Below are 15,473 nucleotides of genomic sequence, written 5' to 3'. Positions count from 1 at the left end.
CGGGACAATAATGAAACAAACAATGTCGGATCTCTCCATCTTGCAGCGAGTCTACCTTGGCTTCGCGATCCTGGTGGCCGTGATGGTGGCCAGTTCACTGCTCACATTTCGTAGTCAGGAGACCCTGGGGAACGCACTGGAGCAGGTTACCCAGCAGTCTATGCCGCTGGTGATTGCCAGCAGCCAGACCCAGATCACCCTGCTCAGCGCCAACAAGTGGCTGGGGGATGTGCTCACCGAGCAGGACCCCAAACAGCTGCCGGCCGAAGTGGCCGAACTGAAACAAGCCAAGGCCGCGGTGGGCAAGAGCCTCGACGTCTTGCGCCAGCAGGTCGCCCACCACCCCGAACTGCAAGGGGAGATGAGCAACCTCAGCCAGCAGGTCGACAGCTACCTGCAACTGACCGATACCCTGCCCGGCGAACACGAGGCGCTGCTCACCCGACTGCACAAGGTCAATCTGGCCAAGGGGCAGTTTCAGGTCAGTCTGCCCCAGTTCAAGAAGAGTCTGGGTGACATGATGGTCACCATCGACGACAGCTTTATCAAGATGCTCTCCGAGACCCTGACCACCAAGCTCTCCGCCATTGAACTCTCCACCATGGACGCCCTCAATCAGACTATTCCGGCTCCCATCGAAGGGGCGCTCAAGCGCAACAAGATGCAGATCGAGGGGTTCAACAGCACCATCAAGGATCTCCAGGGGGAGCTCAAGAACTTCGAGAACGACATGGGCCACTATGTTCACGGCTTCGTGCGCGACACCACCGCAAGCGAAGGGGTGCTCTCCCAGTATCTGGCGCTGATGAAGCAGCAGGAACAGATGCGGGAGAAGAGCAAGCAGGCCAGCGCCCTGATCGTCGAGATCCAGAACCGGCTTGAGCGGATCACCGGCCAGAGTCAGCAGCTGATGAGTCAAAGCATTCAGCACGCCAAAGCCACTCAGAGCCAGAGCACTCTGACCCAGGGAACCAGCATCGTCGTCGCCATCCTGATCGCCATGCTGGTGGCTTATACCCTGGGCAAGGCCATTCGCCGTCCGCTCAGGGAGTTGCTGCGGGTGCTGACCGAAGTGACCCAGGGCGACATGACCCAGCGCATCGGTTTTCGCAGCAAGAACGAATTTGGTCAGCTGGGCAGCCAGATCAACCTGCTGATTGCCCAGATGGGGGAGGTGCTGGCACAGCTTTCACAAGCGTCGGCCCAGCTTAACGATGCCGCCCACGGCAATCGCCACACCACCGAATCGGTGCGGGCGGATCTGGAGAAACAGCGGCAGGAGACCGCCTCGGTTGCCGCCGCCATGACCCAGATGGAGGCCTCGGTGCGGGAGGTGGCGCAGGCTGCCAACCAGACTCTGGAGCGGGTGCAGGATGTGGAGAAGGCCTCCGAGATGGGACGCAAGGTGATGGCAGGCAATATCACCACCACTCATCAACTGGCGGGCAAGCTGCAACAGACCGGCAAGGTGATTGGTGATGTGAGCGCCATGAGCAGCCAGATCGGCAATATCCTCGATGTCATTCGCGGCATCGCCGAGCAGACCAATCTGCTGGCCCTCAACGCTGCCATCGAAGCGGCGCGGGCCGGCGAGCAGGGGCGCGGTTTTGCGGTGGTGGCCGATGAGGTGCGCAGTCTGGCGGGGCGCACCGCCCAGTCCACCAGCGAAATCCAGACCATGATCGAGAACCTGCAGCAGGGGGTTGCCAAGGCGGTGACCGTAATGCAGGAGTGCTCTCGCGAGATGGATAGCTGCGTGGATCAGAGCTCTCACGCCAACAACGCCATGGAGGAGGTGCAGGGGATTGTGGTGCTCATCAGCGACATGTCGAGCCAGATCGCCTCTGCCGCCGAGCAGCAGCAGGCCACCAGCGCCGATATCGCCACCAACCTCAACCGCATCTCCGATATCTCGGATCTCAACTATCAGGGGATCGAGCGGGTAGCCGAGACCAGCCAGCAGCTGGACTCCCTTGCCGAGCAGCAGGAGAGCCTGGTCAAGCGCTTCCGTCTCAGCGCCTGATGGTCGAGAGTTGAAACAACAAGGCCCCGCAGATGCGGGGCCTTCTCTTTATTGCTGCAGCGACAAGGGGATCAGGCGTAGGCAATCGCACCCTTGCCGACCCCTTCATAGGCGACAATCTTGACGAACTTGTCGCCCACTATCTTCTTCACTTCGCGAGCAATGTAGCAGGCCAGCAGCTCGACCGTGGTGTCGGTGTCGATCATCTCCACCTCGGCGGTGGGGATGGCCAGCTGGAACAGCCCTTGCGGCGCCACATATTTGAAGCCGGTGTGATGCTCGCCAAGCAGGGCATTGGCGCGAGGGCTCAAAGCGAGCTCGGTCAGCGCCACCTTGTCCTCCTCGGTGCCGAGGTAGATATCCCCCCAGCGTTCGGCCCAGTTGAGCTCCAGCTCCTGGTCGCGCTCGCCATCGACGTGGATCTCGATGGGGGAGCGGTGGCCGTGGGCGATACGCTGGCAGTTGCCATCATGCTTCTTCAGACCGTGGCTGTAGTGGTAGAAGGCTCCGGTGATCGCCTCCTGACGCAGGGTCAGGGAGAGATCCTTGATATTGCCCGGCAGCCGTTTGGCCAGTACCGCCAGCAGGTAGCGGGTCACCGACTCTTTATCGACTTGCGGGGCAGGGATAAAGGCAAAGCCCTGGGATGGGCAGCGCAGATGGATGGAGCGACCCGGGCGCAGCAGATCCACTGTGCTTTCGTCACCATCCAGTGTCTCGACGTGGATCAGCGGGCACCCGGTCGGCACCAGCAGCTTGTGGTCCACCTCTTCATCGATGATCGACTTGATCAGCTTCTTTACCCGGCCAAAGTCCAGCAGCATGCTCATTTCGTTGAGCTCACCGCTCATTTCGATATCTACCAGCCAGCTCTCCCCCACCATGCCGCGGCGTTCGCAGAGGTAGCTGGAGTCGATCACGGTCAAATCTCTTACAAATAACTTCATCAGTCAGGCCTTGCTACAGAGAAAGGGCAGTTTTGCGCTATTATGACCCGCGATTATCGGCAAAGGAACTGGAACCCCCCATGAACAAACTGCTTATCAAGAATGCCACCTTGGTCAACGAAGGCCGTATCTATGCCTCCGATGTGTTGATCGAGGGGGAACGGATTGCCCGCATCGCCCCGGATATCGAGGCGCCCGATGCGCTGGTTATCGATGCCGCAGGTCGCCATCTCATCCCCGGAATGATCGATGATCAGGTCCACTTCCGGGAGCCGGGATTGACCCACAAGGGGACTATCGCCAGCGAATCCCGCGCCGCCGTCGCCGGTGGCACCACCAGTTTCATGGAAATGCCCAACGTCAATCCCCAGACCACCACCCTCGACGCCCTCGAAGCCAAATACCAGATCGCCGCCAACTCCTCCGTCGCCAACTACAGCTTCTATCTCGGCGCCACCAACGACAACCTTGAAGAGATCAAGCGTCTCGACCCCAAGCAATCCTGCGGGGTCAAGGTGTTTATGGGCTCCTCGACCGGCAACATGCTGGTGGACAATCAGGAGACCCTGGCGGCCATCTTCCGCGAGAGCCCGGTGATGATCGTGACCCACTGCGAAGACACCCCGACCATCGCCAAGGCGGAAGAGGCAGCACGGGCCAAGTGGGGCGAGAATGTGCCGATGGGCGAGCACGGCCGCATTCGCAGCGACGAAGCGTGCTACAAATCCTCCAGCATGGCGGTGGCGTTGGCCAAGCAGTACGGTGCCAAGCTGCACGTGCTGCATCTGACCTCGGCCAAGGAGCTGTCGCTGTTTACCGCCAGCCACGACCTGAGCGAGCTGAAGGACAAGAACATCACCGCCGAGGTGTGTGTTCACCACCTCTTCTTCAATGAAGCCGATTACGAGACCCAGGGCAGCCTGATCAAGTGCAACCCTGCGGTGAAGAGTGCCGCCGACCAGCAGGCACTGCTGGATGCGGTACGCAACGACGTGCTCGACATCATCGCCACCGACCACGCGCCCCACACCTGGGAAGAGAAGCAGAACAGCTACTTCAAGGCGCCGTCCGGTGTGCCGCTGGTGCAGCACTCTTTGCAGGCGCTGCTGGAGCTCTACCACAACGGCGTGTTTACCCTGGAGACCATCGTCAAGAAGACCTCCCACGCGGTAGCCGAGCGCTTCCAGGTGCAGGATCGCGGTTATATCCGCGAGGGGTATTTCGCCGATCTGGTGCTGCTGGATCTGGGCAAGCCCTATGTGGTCAACGATGACAACATCCTCTACCACTGTGGCTGGTCGCCCTTCAACGGCTACCGCTTCCACAGCACGGTGGAGATGACGCTGGTGAACGGCCAGATCGCCTGGCAAAACGGGCAGGTGACTGACCAGATCCTGGGCAAGCGGCTGACCTTTAACCGCTGATTGTTCGTAAAGCAGGCGAACGCACCGTGGCCGAGGAATTGACGGTGTTTCCCTGTTGACAGGGCAGGGTCATCTCCATAAACTCTGCCCCCGTCAGCCGAGCTGACTCCGTCGGTGTGTAGCGCAGCCAGGTAGCGCATCTGCATGGGGTGTAGAGGGTCGGAGGTTCGAATCCTCTCACACCGACCAAATTCCCCGGAAAAGGCCTTGTCAAACGACAAGGCCTTTTCTTTTGCCTGCAATTTGCCGCACAGGCGCGAAGCCAGTGGTGATGGCTTGCGTGAGCAGATTGTGGAGCCACCGCGCTTTATGGTGTAGTAACAACTCTGTTGCTCATTTGCCTGTCGAGGCCTCTCGTGTCTGCATCCGTATCTAAACCCTGTTGTCTGCTGATGCTCACCCTGCTGCTGGTGGGCTGCGCCACCCCTTACGAGAGTGAAAAGTCATTCTGGAACGGCCAGACCGGTTTCTCCCAGACCCGGCTTGGCCCGGACAAGTGGCAACTGGAGTTTGTCGGCAACGATCTGGTGGACAGGGAGACCGCCCGCAAATATGTGCTCAAGCGGGCAGGGGAGCTGGCATTGGCAGAGGGTTACTCCTGGCTCAAGGTCGATGAGCTGACCATTAACCGTGATGCCGTCAGGGTGACCCCATCACGGCCGATCTTCGGCTTTGACGAGGATGAACCGGATCTCTTTATGGCCCAGATGCAGGTGCAGCATACCATCTCGGCGCTGCTCACTTTTCGCCTGTTGCCACGGGCACTCGATGAGCGAACTCTGAATGCGAAATATCTCGCCGAAATCAAAATAAACAGTGATTAATATTGGTGGTTTGCAAGATCCATATCACATACACCTAATGGCAGGATAAAATTCTGGATAAAGCCTCTAGATTTACCCCCTGCTTTTAGCAAATGCCCCGTAAACCCTCGCCCAATCGGGCGGGGATATAAGGGGAGCTAATCTGGTGTTTTCTGCGATGCCACATACGCCTTCAGCGTTTCGATAGTGGCCCCTCCTGCGCTACAGGCAAAGTAAGAGCGTGACCACAGCATCCCACTATTGCTCTGTTTCCGTAGATGCGTATTCAAAATCCGCACATGGCGGCTGCTGATTGACTTTAAATTGTTGACCAGCACGCTGATGGACAGCTTGGGCGGATAAGCAACGAGAAGATGAACGTGATCGGCTTCTCCATCCATCTCCAAAATCTCCACCTCCAACTTCTCGGCTGCGGACAAAAACGCGTGGCGCATCTGTTCGATCATGGTGCCGTCGAGCAGTTTGCGGCGGTACTTTGTGGTGAAGATTAAATGCACAACCAGCTTGCTGACGGAATGACGTTTGCGCAGATAGCCAGTGAAATCAATGTTGTGCTCACTCATTTGAAATGTCTCGAATTAAAGCATATAGTGCCTGAACTTTATCAGTGAGCAGTGACCGTGAAAAGAGCTACTAAAGTACGCCTTTACCCAACAAACGAACAGGCTACATTTTTAAATGCCCAGTTCGGAGCTGTGCGGTTTGCGTACAACAAGGCTCTTCGTATTCAACGGCACATGTTCAAGCGCCGTGGTGTATCCCTGAAGCCCAAGCGTGACTTGAAACCGCTACTAGCGGTGGCAAAAAAATCGCGCAAATATGCCTGGCTCAAAGAGTACGATTCCCTCGCCTTGCAACAGGCAGTGATCAATCTGGACAAAGCATTTGCCAACTTTTTCAACCCTAAGCTCAAGGCTCGGATGCCGACTTTCAAGAGCAAACGGGGCAGGCAATCGAGCTACCACCCCAACGGGAAGGTACTGGCCGATGCTATCCAGCTACCGAAGATGACGCCGATCAAAGCAGTGCTCCACAGGGACATCAAAGGAACAATCTCTAGCATCACGATCAGCCGTGGCCCGACAGGGAAATACTACGCGTCAATTCTCAGTGATGATGGCTGCGAAGCGCCCGCCAAGCCGACACTCATCACAGATGTGACAGGCTGCGACATGGGGCTGTCTCACTATCTCATCGCGTCCAACGGCAAGAAGATCGACAACCCGCGTCACCTTATCAATGCCAGCCGCAATCTGCGGCGCAAGCAAAAATCGTTATCTCGCAAAAAAAGAGGCAGCGCCAACCGAGCGAAGGCACGGATACAGCTGGCCGCCCTGCACGAACGTGTAGCCAACGCCCGCGCCGATTTTCAGCACAAACTCTCCCGAACGATGGTTGACGAAAACCAAGCGGTCATCGTAGAGACATTGAAATCAGCGAACATGATGAAGAATCACAACCTAGCCAGAGCCATAGGAGATGCGGGCTGGCATGGATTTATCATGAAGCTGGAGTACAAAGCAGAGGCGCAGGGGAGACACGTGGTCAAGCTAGACCAATGGTTTGCCAGCTCGAAACTGTGCAGCTGCTGCGGGCACAAGATGCCTGAAATGCCATTGCATCAGCGCAGTTGGGCTTGCCCAGCATGTAATGCGGAGCATGACCGGGATATCAACGCGGCCATGAACATCCGACAGCAAGGCATATTGGAATTAAAAGCGGCGGGACACGTCGTTTCTACCCATGGAGGCCAGCGTAAATCTGCCAATTCGGCAGTAGCGGCCTAAGAAGTGGGAAGCCTCGCCGCTTGCGGCGGGGAGCAGTCACGCATTCTCCCAGCATACCAGCCGCCAGGAATCAACGGCTCGGATCACAAAAACGGACTGTAGTGGCTCCCACGCCACTGTTTACGGCTTGCACCAATCAAAACCGGGACTCCCCCATGAAAATGAATAAACTGACGGTCGCCATCCTCATCTCCATGATGTTTGGCATCCTCACCGGCCAGGGCTATCGGATGTTTGCCGCAGATCAGGCTGCGGATTTCGCCAATAACATCACGATCCTGACCGATATCTTCCTGCGCTTGATCAAGATGATCATCGCTCCCTTGGTCTTCACTACCCTGGTGGTCGGTATCGCCAAGATGGGCGACACCCGCACCGTGGGTCGTATCGGTGCCAAGACCCTCGGCTGGTTCATGCTGGCCTCCCTGATGTCCCTGAGCCTGGGTCTGGTGATGGTGACCCTGATGCAGCCGGGTGTGGGTCTCTCGCTCTCCCTGCCCAATGACACCGCCAGCTCGGGCATTGCTGCCGGTGCCATTACCCTGAAAGATTTTGTGACCCACGCCATCCCCAAGAGTGTGGTCGAGGCGATGGCCACCAACGAGATCCTGCAGATCGTGGTCTTCTCCCTCTTCTTCGGTCTGGCTGCCGCCGCGCTCGGCGATCTGGCCAAGCCGGTAGTGGTGCTGATGGCCAGCGCTGCCGAGATCATGCTGAAAGTGACCGGCTATGTGATGAACTTTGCGCCGTTCGCGGTGTTTGGCGCCATCGCCGCCATGGTGGCCAAAGAGGGGCTGGGTATTCTGGTTACCTACGGCAGCTTTATGGCCCAGTTCTATATTGCGCTGGCCTGTCTCTGGCTGCTGCTGATCGCCATGGGCAGCGTCTTCCTGCGTGGTCGCGTCATCAAGCTGTTGGCGATGATCCGCGAACCCATCCTGCTGGCCTTCTCGACCGCCAGCTCCGAAGCGGCCTATCCGAAGACCCTGGATCGTCTGGAGAAGTTCGGTTGTGACAAGCGCATTGCCAGCTTCGTGTTGCCGATGGGTTACTCCTTCAACCTCGACGGCTCCATGATGTACTGCACCTTCGCGGTGATGTTCATCGCCCAGGCGTATGGCATCGAGCTCTCCATGGCCCAGCAGATCACCATGCTGCTGCTGCTGATGGTCACCTCCAAGGGGATGGCCGGGGTACCGCGCGCCTCTCTGGTGGTGATTGCCGCCACCCTGAACCAGTTCCATATTCCGGAAGCGGGTATCCTGCTGCTGCTGGGGATCGACCACTTCCTCGACATGGGCCGCTCTGCCACCAACGTGCTGGGCAACGCCATCGCCGCCAGCGTGGTGGCCAAGACCGAAGACAGTCTGGGTGAAACCGTCGCGCTGGGCGAGAGTGAGCCAGCCAAAGCCTGATCACAACGCCATGAAAAATAAACAACAACGGCCCGCCAATGCGGGCCGTTGTTGTTTATGGCTCGTCTACACTGCTAGATAGTTTTCATCTGGAGTGTACGGTTATGAACATTGCTCGTCGGCTTCAACTGATAGCGCTGCTGGTTATGCTGGCGCTTGTTTTCCTCAGCTGGTTCAGTATCAACCGCCTTGGGGCTGGCAATCGAGACTTGAGCTATGTGACGGACAATACGGTGCCCAGTATTTCGCTGATTAAGGAAGTGCAGGCCGATTTCTATGAATTGCACTCGCTGGTACAAACGCATGTGCTCAATACCGACTCAAGCAGGATGCAGCAGATTGAAACGGGTATCACCGAGATACGGGGACAAATCAATTCGCTGCTCGACAAATATAAGGCAGAGATGCTCTCCAATGATGAAGATCGGCGCCTGACTGACGATGATCAACGCATTGTCGCGCAATATTATCAGGAGATAGACAAGGTTCTGCAGCTCTCTCGCCAAAACAAGAATGATGAAGCCAGAGACATGCTGGCGGGAGAGGCATACGGACTGTTCAAGCAATTTGCCAAGGCAATCGAGCTTCACGTCAACTTCAATATGGATTTGGGACTGGCGCTCAAGAAGCAGGGTCAGGAGAACTACGACAACAGCCTGCAAACCCTGTTGTTGATCGCCGGTGGTGCCACCGTGCTGACGATGGGGCTGTTTGTCTGGTTGTTCAATCAGGTGGCCAATCCCCTTCGCACCGCCATGGATACCCTGACCCGGATCCAGCGCGACCTCAACTTTACCCTGAGAGCTGATGTGAAACAGCAGGATGAGATTGGCCTGACCCTCAATGCGGTCAACCGGCTGCTCGATACGCTGCAACAGACATTTACCGAATTTTCCGTCGGCAGCTTGCAGATCAAGAGCACTGCCGAATCCCTCTCTCAGGCAGCGCAACACTTGGCCAGCTCGGCTAATCAGGCCAATGATGCCACCAGTCAGATAGCCGCCGGTGTGGAAGAGATGACGGTCAGCATCACAGATATCTCCCAGCGCACTCAGGAGACGAGCCGCATCACCAACGAGTCGGGGCAACTGGCGACCGAGGGGGGCCGGACCATCGAGCGCACCGTTCATGCCATCAACGAGATCGCCGACTCCATTCGGCAGGCCTCGGCCGAGGTCATTGCGCTGGGTGAGGGCATTTCGCGCATTGGCGGTGTGGTCAACGTGATCCGTGATGTGGCGGGGCAGACCAACTTGCTGGCCTTGAACGCGGCCATTGAGGCGGCGAGGGCCGGAGAGTCCGGCCGTGGCTTTGCGGTGGTGGCAGATGAAGTGCGCAAACTGGCTGAGCGCACAGCCCAATCCACCCAGGAGATCTCCGCCACCGTAGAGGCGATCCAGCAGGAGTCGAACAATACGGTCTCCCGCATGCATCTGGTGGAGGAGAAGGTGAGCCAGGGGGTCACTATGGCGACAGAGAGTGGGGCCATTATTGCCGAGATCCGCAGTGCGTCGCACCGGGTGATGGAGCAGGTGGGCGAGATCACCAATGCCATCCGCGAGCAGAGTTCGGCCGCCGAGTCGATCGCTCATCAGGTAGAGCAGATTGCTCAGGTCGTGCAGCAAACCAGCAGCACAGCGGAGGAGACCTCAGCCGCAGCCGAGGAGCTCAATGTCACCACCGAGAGCATCCACCAGCAGATATCCCGCTATCGCATTCAGTAACGCCGAGAGTTGTTATCCATACGCTATCCCCGCCAGCCAGCTGGCGGGGATTTTTTTATATGGCTTGCTTAGAAGCCTGAGCCCGGTTGCTGCAAAAATGCCGCCTCTTCCGGTGTGCTGGTGCGACCGAGTATGTCGTTGCGGTGGGGGAAGCGGTCAAAGCGTTCGATGATCACCTGATGGCGGCGGGCAAAGTCGGCAAATCCGGCAAAGGTGGCCTGCGCCGGTGTGCCAGCCTGCTCGGCAGCGAGTGCCTCGAACAGCGCCACACTTCTGGCCTGTTGTTCGCGGGATTCGGCATGTTCCAGCGGCAGATAGAAGAAGACCCGCTCCAGTGGCGAGAGGGATTTGTCCGCCCCGATGGATAGCCCTTTCAGGCAGAGATCCCTTGCCAGCGGATCCCGGGCAAAGGCCGCAGGCGTGCCGCGATGGATATTGCGGGGCAGCTGGTCGAGCAGCAGGATCAGCGCCAGCCTGCCGTGGTGCAGATCGGCCCAGTCGGCCAGCTCCCCGTTGGCGGCCGCCTCTGCTTGCGCGCCAAATTGCTTGGCCAGCAGGGCATCCATTTCGCTGCTTTTCCCCCACCAGAGCGGGGCTTGCCGTGTGGCCCGCAGGACATCATCGGCCTCGTCGCCAAACCAGAAATCGATCAGAGGTTGCCAGGGTTGCATGGGAACTCCTTGAGGTGATTCAGAGGGAACCAGGAACAAATGGCTCAGGGGTGCTGCCGAAACGGCGGCTTCTCGTTACACTGTGCCATCTTTTGCCCGAAAGACGTAACCCCCGATGGCGAGCGCCGGATTTTTGGCTCGGCCGATGATGTCCTGCGATCGCCATGAGGTGGTCCTGTTGACCTTGGTGGTTATCGGGACGTACACCTCTCTCCCGGGGGTTGTTCTCACTGATATAAGGAATCTTTGATATGGCCGGAACCAGTTTATTGGCCCTGCTCGATGATATTGCCAGCGTGCTTGATGACGTGGCGCTGATGACCAAGATGGCGGCCAAGAAGACCGCCGGGGTGTTGGGTGATGATCTGGCCCTCAACGCGGAGCAGGTCTCCGGGGTGCGCGCCGAGCGGGAGTTGCCGGTGGTGTGGGCGGTGGCCAAGGGGTCATTTCGCAACAAGCTGATTCTGGTGCCCGCCGCCATCGCCATCAGTGCCCTGGTGCCCTGGCTTATCACGCCTCTCTTGATGCTGGGAGGCGCTTACCTCTGCTTTGAGGGGGCCGAGAAGCTGGCCCACAAGTTTCTGCCCCATGAGGCGAGTGAGGGGGAGGCACACACTGCTCCTATTCCCGATGATTTGGCCGCGTTTGAGCAGCAGAAGGTGAAGGGAGCGATCCGCACCGATTTTATTCTCTCTGCCGAGATCATCGTCATCGCCCTTGGCACGGTACAGGGAGCAAGCCTCGCGCTGCAGCTCTCGGTAGTGGCGGGCATCGCCCTGCTGATGACCATCGGGGTCTACGGGTTGGTGGGGCTGATCGTCAAGCTCGATGACATCGGTCTGCATCTGCTGCAAAAAACCGATGGCAGCGCCCTGCGCCGCGCGGTGGGGCAGGGACTGCTGGTGACGGCGCCCCGCCTGATGCACCTGCTGGCACTGGTCGGCACCATTGCCATGTTTATGGTGGGTGGTGGCATTCTGGTGCATGGCTGGCCTTTTGCCCATCACCTGATTGAAGGCGCAGCCGCTGTTGTCGCCACCCTGCCAACAGTAGGGGCCGTACTGGCGGCGGTGACGCCGACGCTGCTCAACGCCGTGGCCGGTGTGGTGGCGGGTCTGCTGCTGGTTGCCGTGATGACGCTGGTGAGCCGTCTTGCCCCGGCCAAGGGATAAGCGAGCTTGCGGGCCATTTTCTCTTTTTCCTCTCTTCATTTTTTGGCCCTCGGGTTGCACGGTCTCTGACTTGCTGCCCGCAGGTCTATTGCGCCTCCCGATAAAGGCCTTTGCGAGAAGCTATGTATCAACAACAGTGGAATAACGACCATATCTACCCGGGCCTCGACAGCACCGAGCTGGAAGCGGACATGCGCGCAGCCCGCCACGCGCTGGAAGAGCTGGCCAGCTATATGGCGGGTCTGGACGGGGTGCGCGACGATGACGCAGCGCTGCTGGATTTCTTGCGGGAAGTGCGGCTGCGCGCCCGTGATATTCGCCATATCGGCTGGAACGTCGCCATTCTGGCCGCATGCCGCGGCAGTCAGGATGCGCGGGATCCGCAGGCCAAACAGCTGGCGTCCCGTGCCCGCGCCCTCAACGCCGATCTGTTCAAGATCCTGGCGCCGGTGGAAGATCTGATGCTGGCGTTGCCGGAAGAGAAATTCGCCGCGCTGATGAGTGATCCACTGCTCGGTGAGGAGGCGTACCGCCTGCGCCACGAGCGTCGTTTGCAGGATCAGCGCCTGCCGGTGGCGGCGGAGCAACTGGTGATCGGTCTGGGCACCGATGGCCTGCACGCCTGGGGCAACCTCTACAACGATCTGGTGGGCAAGATCCGCTTGACCATTGATGGCCGCGAGATGGGGCTGGCCGAGGCGAGCAATCTGCTCTCCAGCCCGATACGTGCGCTGCGTTTAGAAGCCTTTGATGCCATCAGCGCCGGTTGGGAAGGGGAGCAGGAGACGGTTGCCGCTATCCTCAATGCCCTCAACGGCTGGCGGCTGGAGCTGGCCCGTCAGCGTGGCAACACCCGTGTGCTCGATGCGCTGGATCTCTCTTGCCACCAGAGCCATATCGAGCGTGCCACCCTCGATGCCCTGATGAGCGAAACCTGGCGAGCCCGTGGGTTGGGTCAGCGCGCCCTGGGGCTGATGGCTGAGCGCCTTGGTCTCGACGATCTGGGGCCGGAGGATCTCTTTGCGCCGCCGCCAGCTTCCAGCAGCCGTGACATTCCTTTTGATGAGGCGATCGAGTTGATTGCCGATGCCTTTAGCCGATTCGATCCCGAGATGGGGGCGTTTGCCCGCATGATGGCCGAGAAGGGGTGGATTGATGCGGCGCCCACGCCAAATCGCCGCACCGGCGCCTACTGCACCAAGTTTGCCGAACCGGTCGAACCGCGGGTCTTCGTTACCTATGCCGGTACCATGGACAACGTCATTACGCTAGCCCATGAGCTGGGCCACGCCTGGCACAACTGGGTGATCCGCGATCTGCCGATGAGTCAGCGCAGCTACCCCATGACGCTGGCGGAGACCGCCTCCATCTTCGCCGAAACCCTGGTGCGCAGCGCCCTGTTCGAGCAGGCGCAAAGCCCGGAAGAGCAGCTGGCCATCACCTGGGCCGAGGCCGACGGCGCGGCCACCTTCCTGGTCAATATCCCGGCTCGCTTCGATTTCGAGCAGGCCTTGGTGGCCGAGCGGGCGCAGGGTTATGTGTCGGCAGAGCGGCTCAAGGCGTTGACCGACGAGGCGTGGGGACGCTGGTATGAGGGGAGCCTGACCCGCTATCACCCCATGTTCTGGGCGGCCAAGGCGCACTTCTCCATCGCGGGGCTGGGCTTTTACAACTATCCCTATCTGTTCGGTTATCTGTTCAGCCTCGGGGTCTATCAGCAGTTGATGAGCCGCAAGCCGGCGGGGAAAGAGGGCATTGCCGAGGCGTATCGTGCCTTGTTGCGCGATACCGGCCGGATGAGCGCCGAAGATCTGGTAGCCAAGCATCTGGGGCAGGATATCCGTGAGGCCGCCTTCTGGCAGGGGAGTCTGGCACAAGTAGCGCAGGCGATAGAACGCTTCGCACAGTTGCCTGCCTGATTGGGTCAGCGGTGATATGAACAACAGGCCCCCGGACAGTCTCTCTGTCCGGGGGCCTGTTTGTTATGCCTGTTCTTGCTGCGGTTTGATGGGGCCAACGAACAGGGGGCGGGTCTGGTGAGTCAGATCCGGCTGATAGCCGTTGAAGAAGAGGTTGAGCAGCACCGAGCTGATGGTGGCCAACAGAATACCGCTATGAAAAAGCGGTTGTAGCTGCGCCGGAAGTTGTTGGAAAAAATTCCCGGAGACCGTCGGGATCATGCCAATTCCGAGACTGATGGCGACGATATAGAGGTTGTGACGGTTGCTGTTGTAATCGGTGCGCGCCAGGATGCGAATGCCGGTGGCCAGCACCATGCCGAACATCACGATACCGGCGCCCCCCAGCACGAAGGGCGGGATGGAGGCGACCAGCACCGACATCTTGGGGATGAGGCCAAAGGCGAGCAGGATCCCCCCCGACATCACGCAGACCCAGCGACTCGATACCCCGGTCACGCTCACCAGACCGATATTCTGGGAGAACGAGGTGTGGGGGAAGCTGTTGAATATTCCACCAATAATGGTGCCGATGCCATCCACCCGCAGCCCGCGTACGATATCACCGCGCCTGGCCGGATGGCCGACGATGTCGCCAAGGGCCAGAAACATCCCCATGGATTCGATAAAGGTGATGAGCATGATCACCGTCAGGGTGGCGATGGAGATGGGATCGAAGGTGGGCCAGCCGAAGGCGAAGGGCACTATGGGGGCAAACCAGGCTGCCTCGCCGAGGCCATCGAGGCTCACTTCGCCCATGGCGATGGCCACCACGAAACCGAAGATGATCCCCAGCAGCACCGAGATATTGCTGAAAAAGCCCTTGGTGAAGCGGGTCACCAGCAGGATAAAGACGAGCACCAGAAAGCTGGTGCCGATGTAGCGCAGGCTGCCATATTCCGGATTGCCCTTGCCTCCCGCCATCCAGTCGATCCCCACCTGCATGATGCTGATCCCGATGGAGGTGATAACCACCCCGGTCACTACGGTGGGGAAGAGCGGCATCAGCCGACCTATCAGCGGCACCAGCAGGGTCGAGATGATACCGGCGGCGATGGTGGCACCGAAGATGCCCGTCAGCCCCAGATCCGGGTTGGCTCCGATGGCCAGCATGGGCATCACGGCGGCAAAGGTGACCGACATGATGACCGGCAGCCGGATCCCGGCAAAGCGGCCAATCCCGACACATTGCAGCAGGGTGACGATGCCGCAGCAGAAGAGATCCGAACTGATAAGGTAGGAGATTTGATCCTTGGGCAGCCCCAGACTGCCGCCAATCACCAATGGCACCGCCACGGCGCCGGCGTACATCACCAGCACATGTTGCAGGCCCAGGGTAAAGAGTTGGCCCATGGGGAGCATGCGCTCCACTTCATCCACCGGGCGCTTGCGCGCACCTGGTTGGGGGGAGGGGGGATTGGTCTCGTTCATGAACAGATCACTCCTTGAAGCCCGCGCAACTGCTACAGGCAAGATAGTGAAAGCCGCAGCTTTCCCGGTCATTGATCTCGTGTATTGACAGAGGAGC

12 protein-coding genes and 1 tRNA gene are annotated in these 15,473 nt (G+C 59.1%); 9 read left to right on the top strand and 4 right to left on the bottom strand.

Annotation, left to right across the window (positions count from 1 at the left end; translation table 11 throughout):
- Positions 1-10: 10 nt before the first annotated feature.
- Positions 11-2,023 carry a methyl-accepting chemotaxis protein gene (locus ACTG1K_RS16120; protein ID WP_440006020.1) on the top strand — a complete coding sequence of 671 codons (2,013 nt, stop codon included), beginning with the start codon at positions 11-13 and terminating at the stop codon, positions 2,021-2,023.
- Positions 2,024-2,094: 71 nt separating this feature from the next.
- On the opposite strand, the gene ACTG1K_RS16115 is transcribed toward ACTG1K_RS16120, so the two are convergent.
- On the bottom strand, positions 2,095-2,970 hold the full coding sequence (locus ACTG1K_RS16115) for a 6-pyruvoyl trahydropterin synthase family protein (RefSeq protein ID WP_440006018.1): 876 nt from the start codon (positions 2,968-2,970) through the stop codon (positions 2,095-2,097).
- Between the two features lie 80 nt (positions 2,971-3,050).
- Between ACTG1K_RS16115 and ACTG1K_RS16110 the strand changes: the two genes are divergently transcribed.
- The 3 genes from ACTG1K_RS16110 to ACTG1K_RS16100 all read left to right on the top strand — a co-directional run bounded on the left by ACTG1K_RS16110 (position 3,051) and on the right by ACTG1K_RS16100 (position 5,218).
- Positions 3,051-4,394, top strand: a complete 1,344-nt coding sequence (locus ACTG1K_RS16110) for a dihydroorotase (protein ID WP_005353068.1) — start codon at positions 3,051-3,053, stop codon at positions 4,392-4,394.
- Between the two features lie 112 nt (positions 4,395-4,506).
- A tRNA-Pro gene (locus ACTG1K_RS16105) sits at positions 4,507-4,583 on the top strand.
- Positions 4,584-4,786: 203 nt separating this feature from the next.
- Positions 4,787-5,218 (top strand): CC0125/CC1285 family lipoprotein, encoded by a 432-nt coding sequence (locus ACTG1K_RS16100; RefSeq protein WP_041235087.1) that lies wholly within the window; start codon positions 4,787-4,789, stop codon positions 5,216-5,218.
- A 137-nt stretch (positions 5,219-5,355) separates the two neighbouring features.
- Here ACTG1K_RS16100 and tnpA read toward each other — a convergent pair whose 3' ends face one another.
- Positions 5,356-5,781 carry an IS200/IS605 family transposase gene (gene tnpA / locus ACTG1K_RS16095; RefSeq protein WP_440005151.1) on the bottom strand — a complete coding sequence of 142 codons (426 nt, stop codon included), beginning with the start codon at positions 5,779-5,781 and terminating at the stop codon, positions 5,356-5,358.
- Positions 5,782-5,832: 51 nt separating this feature from the next.
- Between tnpA and ACTG1K_RS16090 the strand changes: the two genes are divergently transcribed.
- The 3 genes from ACTG1K_RS16090 (at position 5,833) to ACTG1K_RS16080 (ending at position 10,144) form a co-directional block, all read left to right on the top strand.
- Entirely contained in the window at positions 5,833-7,005 is a 1,173-nt protein-coding gene (locus ACTG1K_RS16090) for an RNA-guided endonuclease TnpB family protein (protein WP_440005152.1), read from the top strand.
- 155 nt (positions 7,006-7,160) lie between these two features.
- Complete coding sequence (locus tag ACTG1K_RS16085; protein ID WP_005334018.1) at positions 7,161-8,420, top strand: dicarboxylate/amino acid:cation symporter; 1,260 nt, start codon at positions 7,161-7,163, stop codon at positions 8,418-8,420.
- A 104-nt stretch (positions 8,421-8,524) separates the two neighbouring features.
- A complete protein-coding gene (locus ACTG1K_RS16080) occupies positions 8,525-10,144 on the top strand; it encodes a methyl-accepting chemotaxis protein (RefSeq protein ID WP_440006016.1) in 1,620 nt (539 codons plus the stop codon).
- Positions 10,145-10,212: 68 nt separating this feature from the next.
- On the opposite strand, the gene ACTG1K_RS16075 is transcribed toward ACTG1K_RS16080, so the two are convergent.
- Positions 10,213-10,815 (bottom strand): DUF924 family protein, encoded by a 603-nt coding sequence (locus ACTG1K_RS16075; RefSeq protein WP_440006014.1) that lies wholly within the window; start codon positions 10,813-10,815, stop codon positions 10,213-10,215.
- A 251-nt stretch (positions 10,816-11,066) separates the two neighbouring features.
- Between ACTG1K_RS16075 and ACTG1K_RS16070 the strand changes: the two genes are divergently transcribed.
- Both ACTG1K_RS16070 and ACTG1K_RS16065 read left to right on the top strand, forming a co-directional pair.
- Positions 11,067-11,987 (top strand): DUF808 domain-containing protein, encoded by a 921-nt coding sequence (locus tag ACTG1K_RS16070; protein ID WP_076492155.1) that lies wholly within the window; start codon positions 11,067-11,069, stop codon positions 11,985-11,987.
- A 122-nt stretch (positions 11,988-12,109) separates the two neighbouring features.
- The gene (locus ACTG1K_RS16065; protein WP_440006012.1) at positions 12,110-13,906 is read left to right on the top strand and encodes a M3 family oligoendopeptidase; all 1,797 of its coding nucleotides are present in this window, start codon (positions 12,110-12,112) and stop codon (positions 13,904-13,906) included.
- Between the two features lie 63 nt (positions 13,907-13,969).
- Here ACTG1K_RS16065 and ACTG1K_RS16060 read toward each other — a convergent pair whose 3' ends face one another.
- Entirely contained in the window at positions 13,970-15,376 is a 1,407-nt protein-coding gene (locus tag ACTG1K_RS16060) for a nucleobase:cation symporter-2 family protein (protein WP_440006010.1), read from the bottom strand.
- Positions 15,377-15,473: the final 97 nt, after the last annotated feature.

This window comes from Aeromonas sp. 102P, assembly GCF_051920345.1.
GTDB lineage: Bacteria > Pseudomonadota > Gammaproteobacteria > Enterobacterales > Aeromonadaceae > Aeromonas > Aeromonas veronii.
The sequence above is the reverse complement of the archived record's forward strand: the minus strand, read 5'-3'. Positions and strand labels throughout refer to the sequence as shown.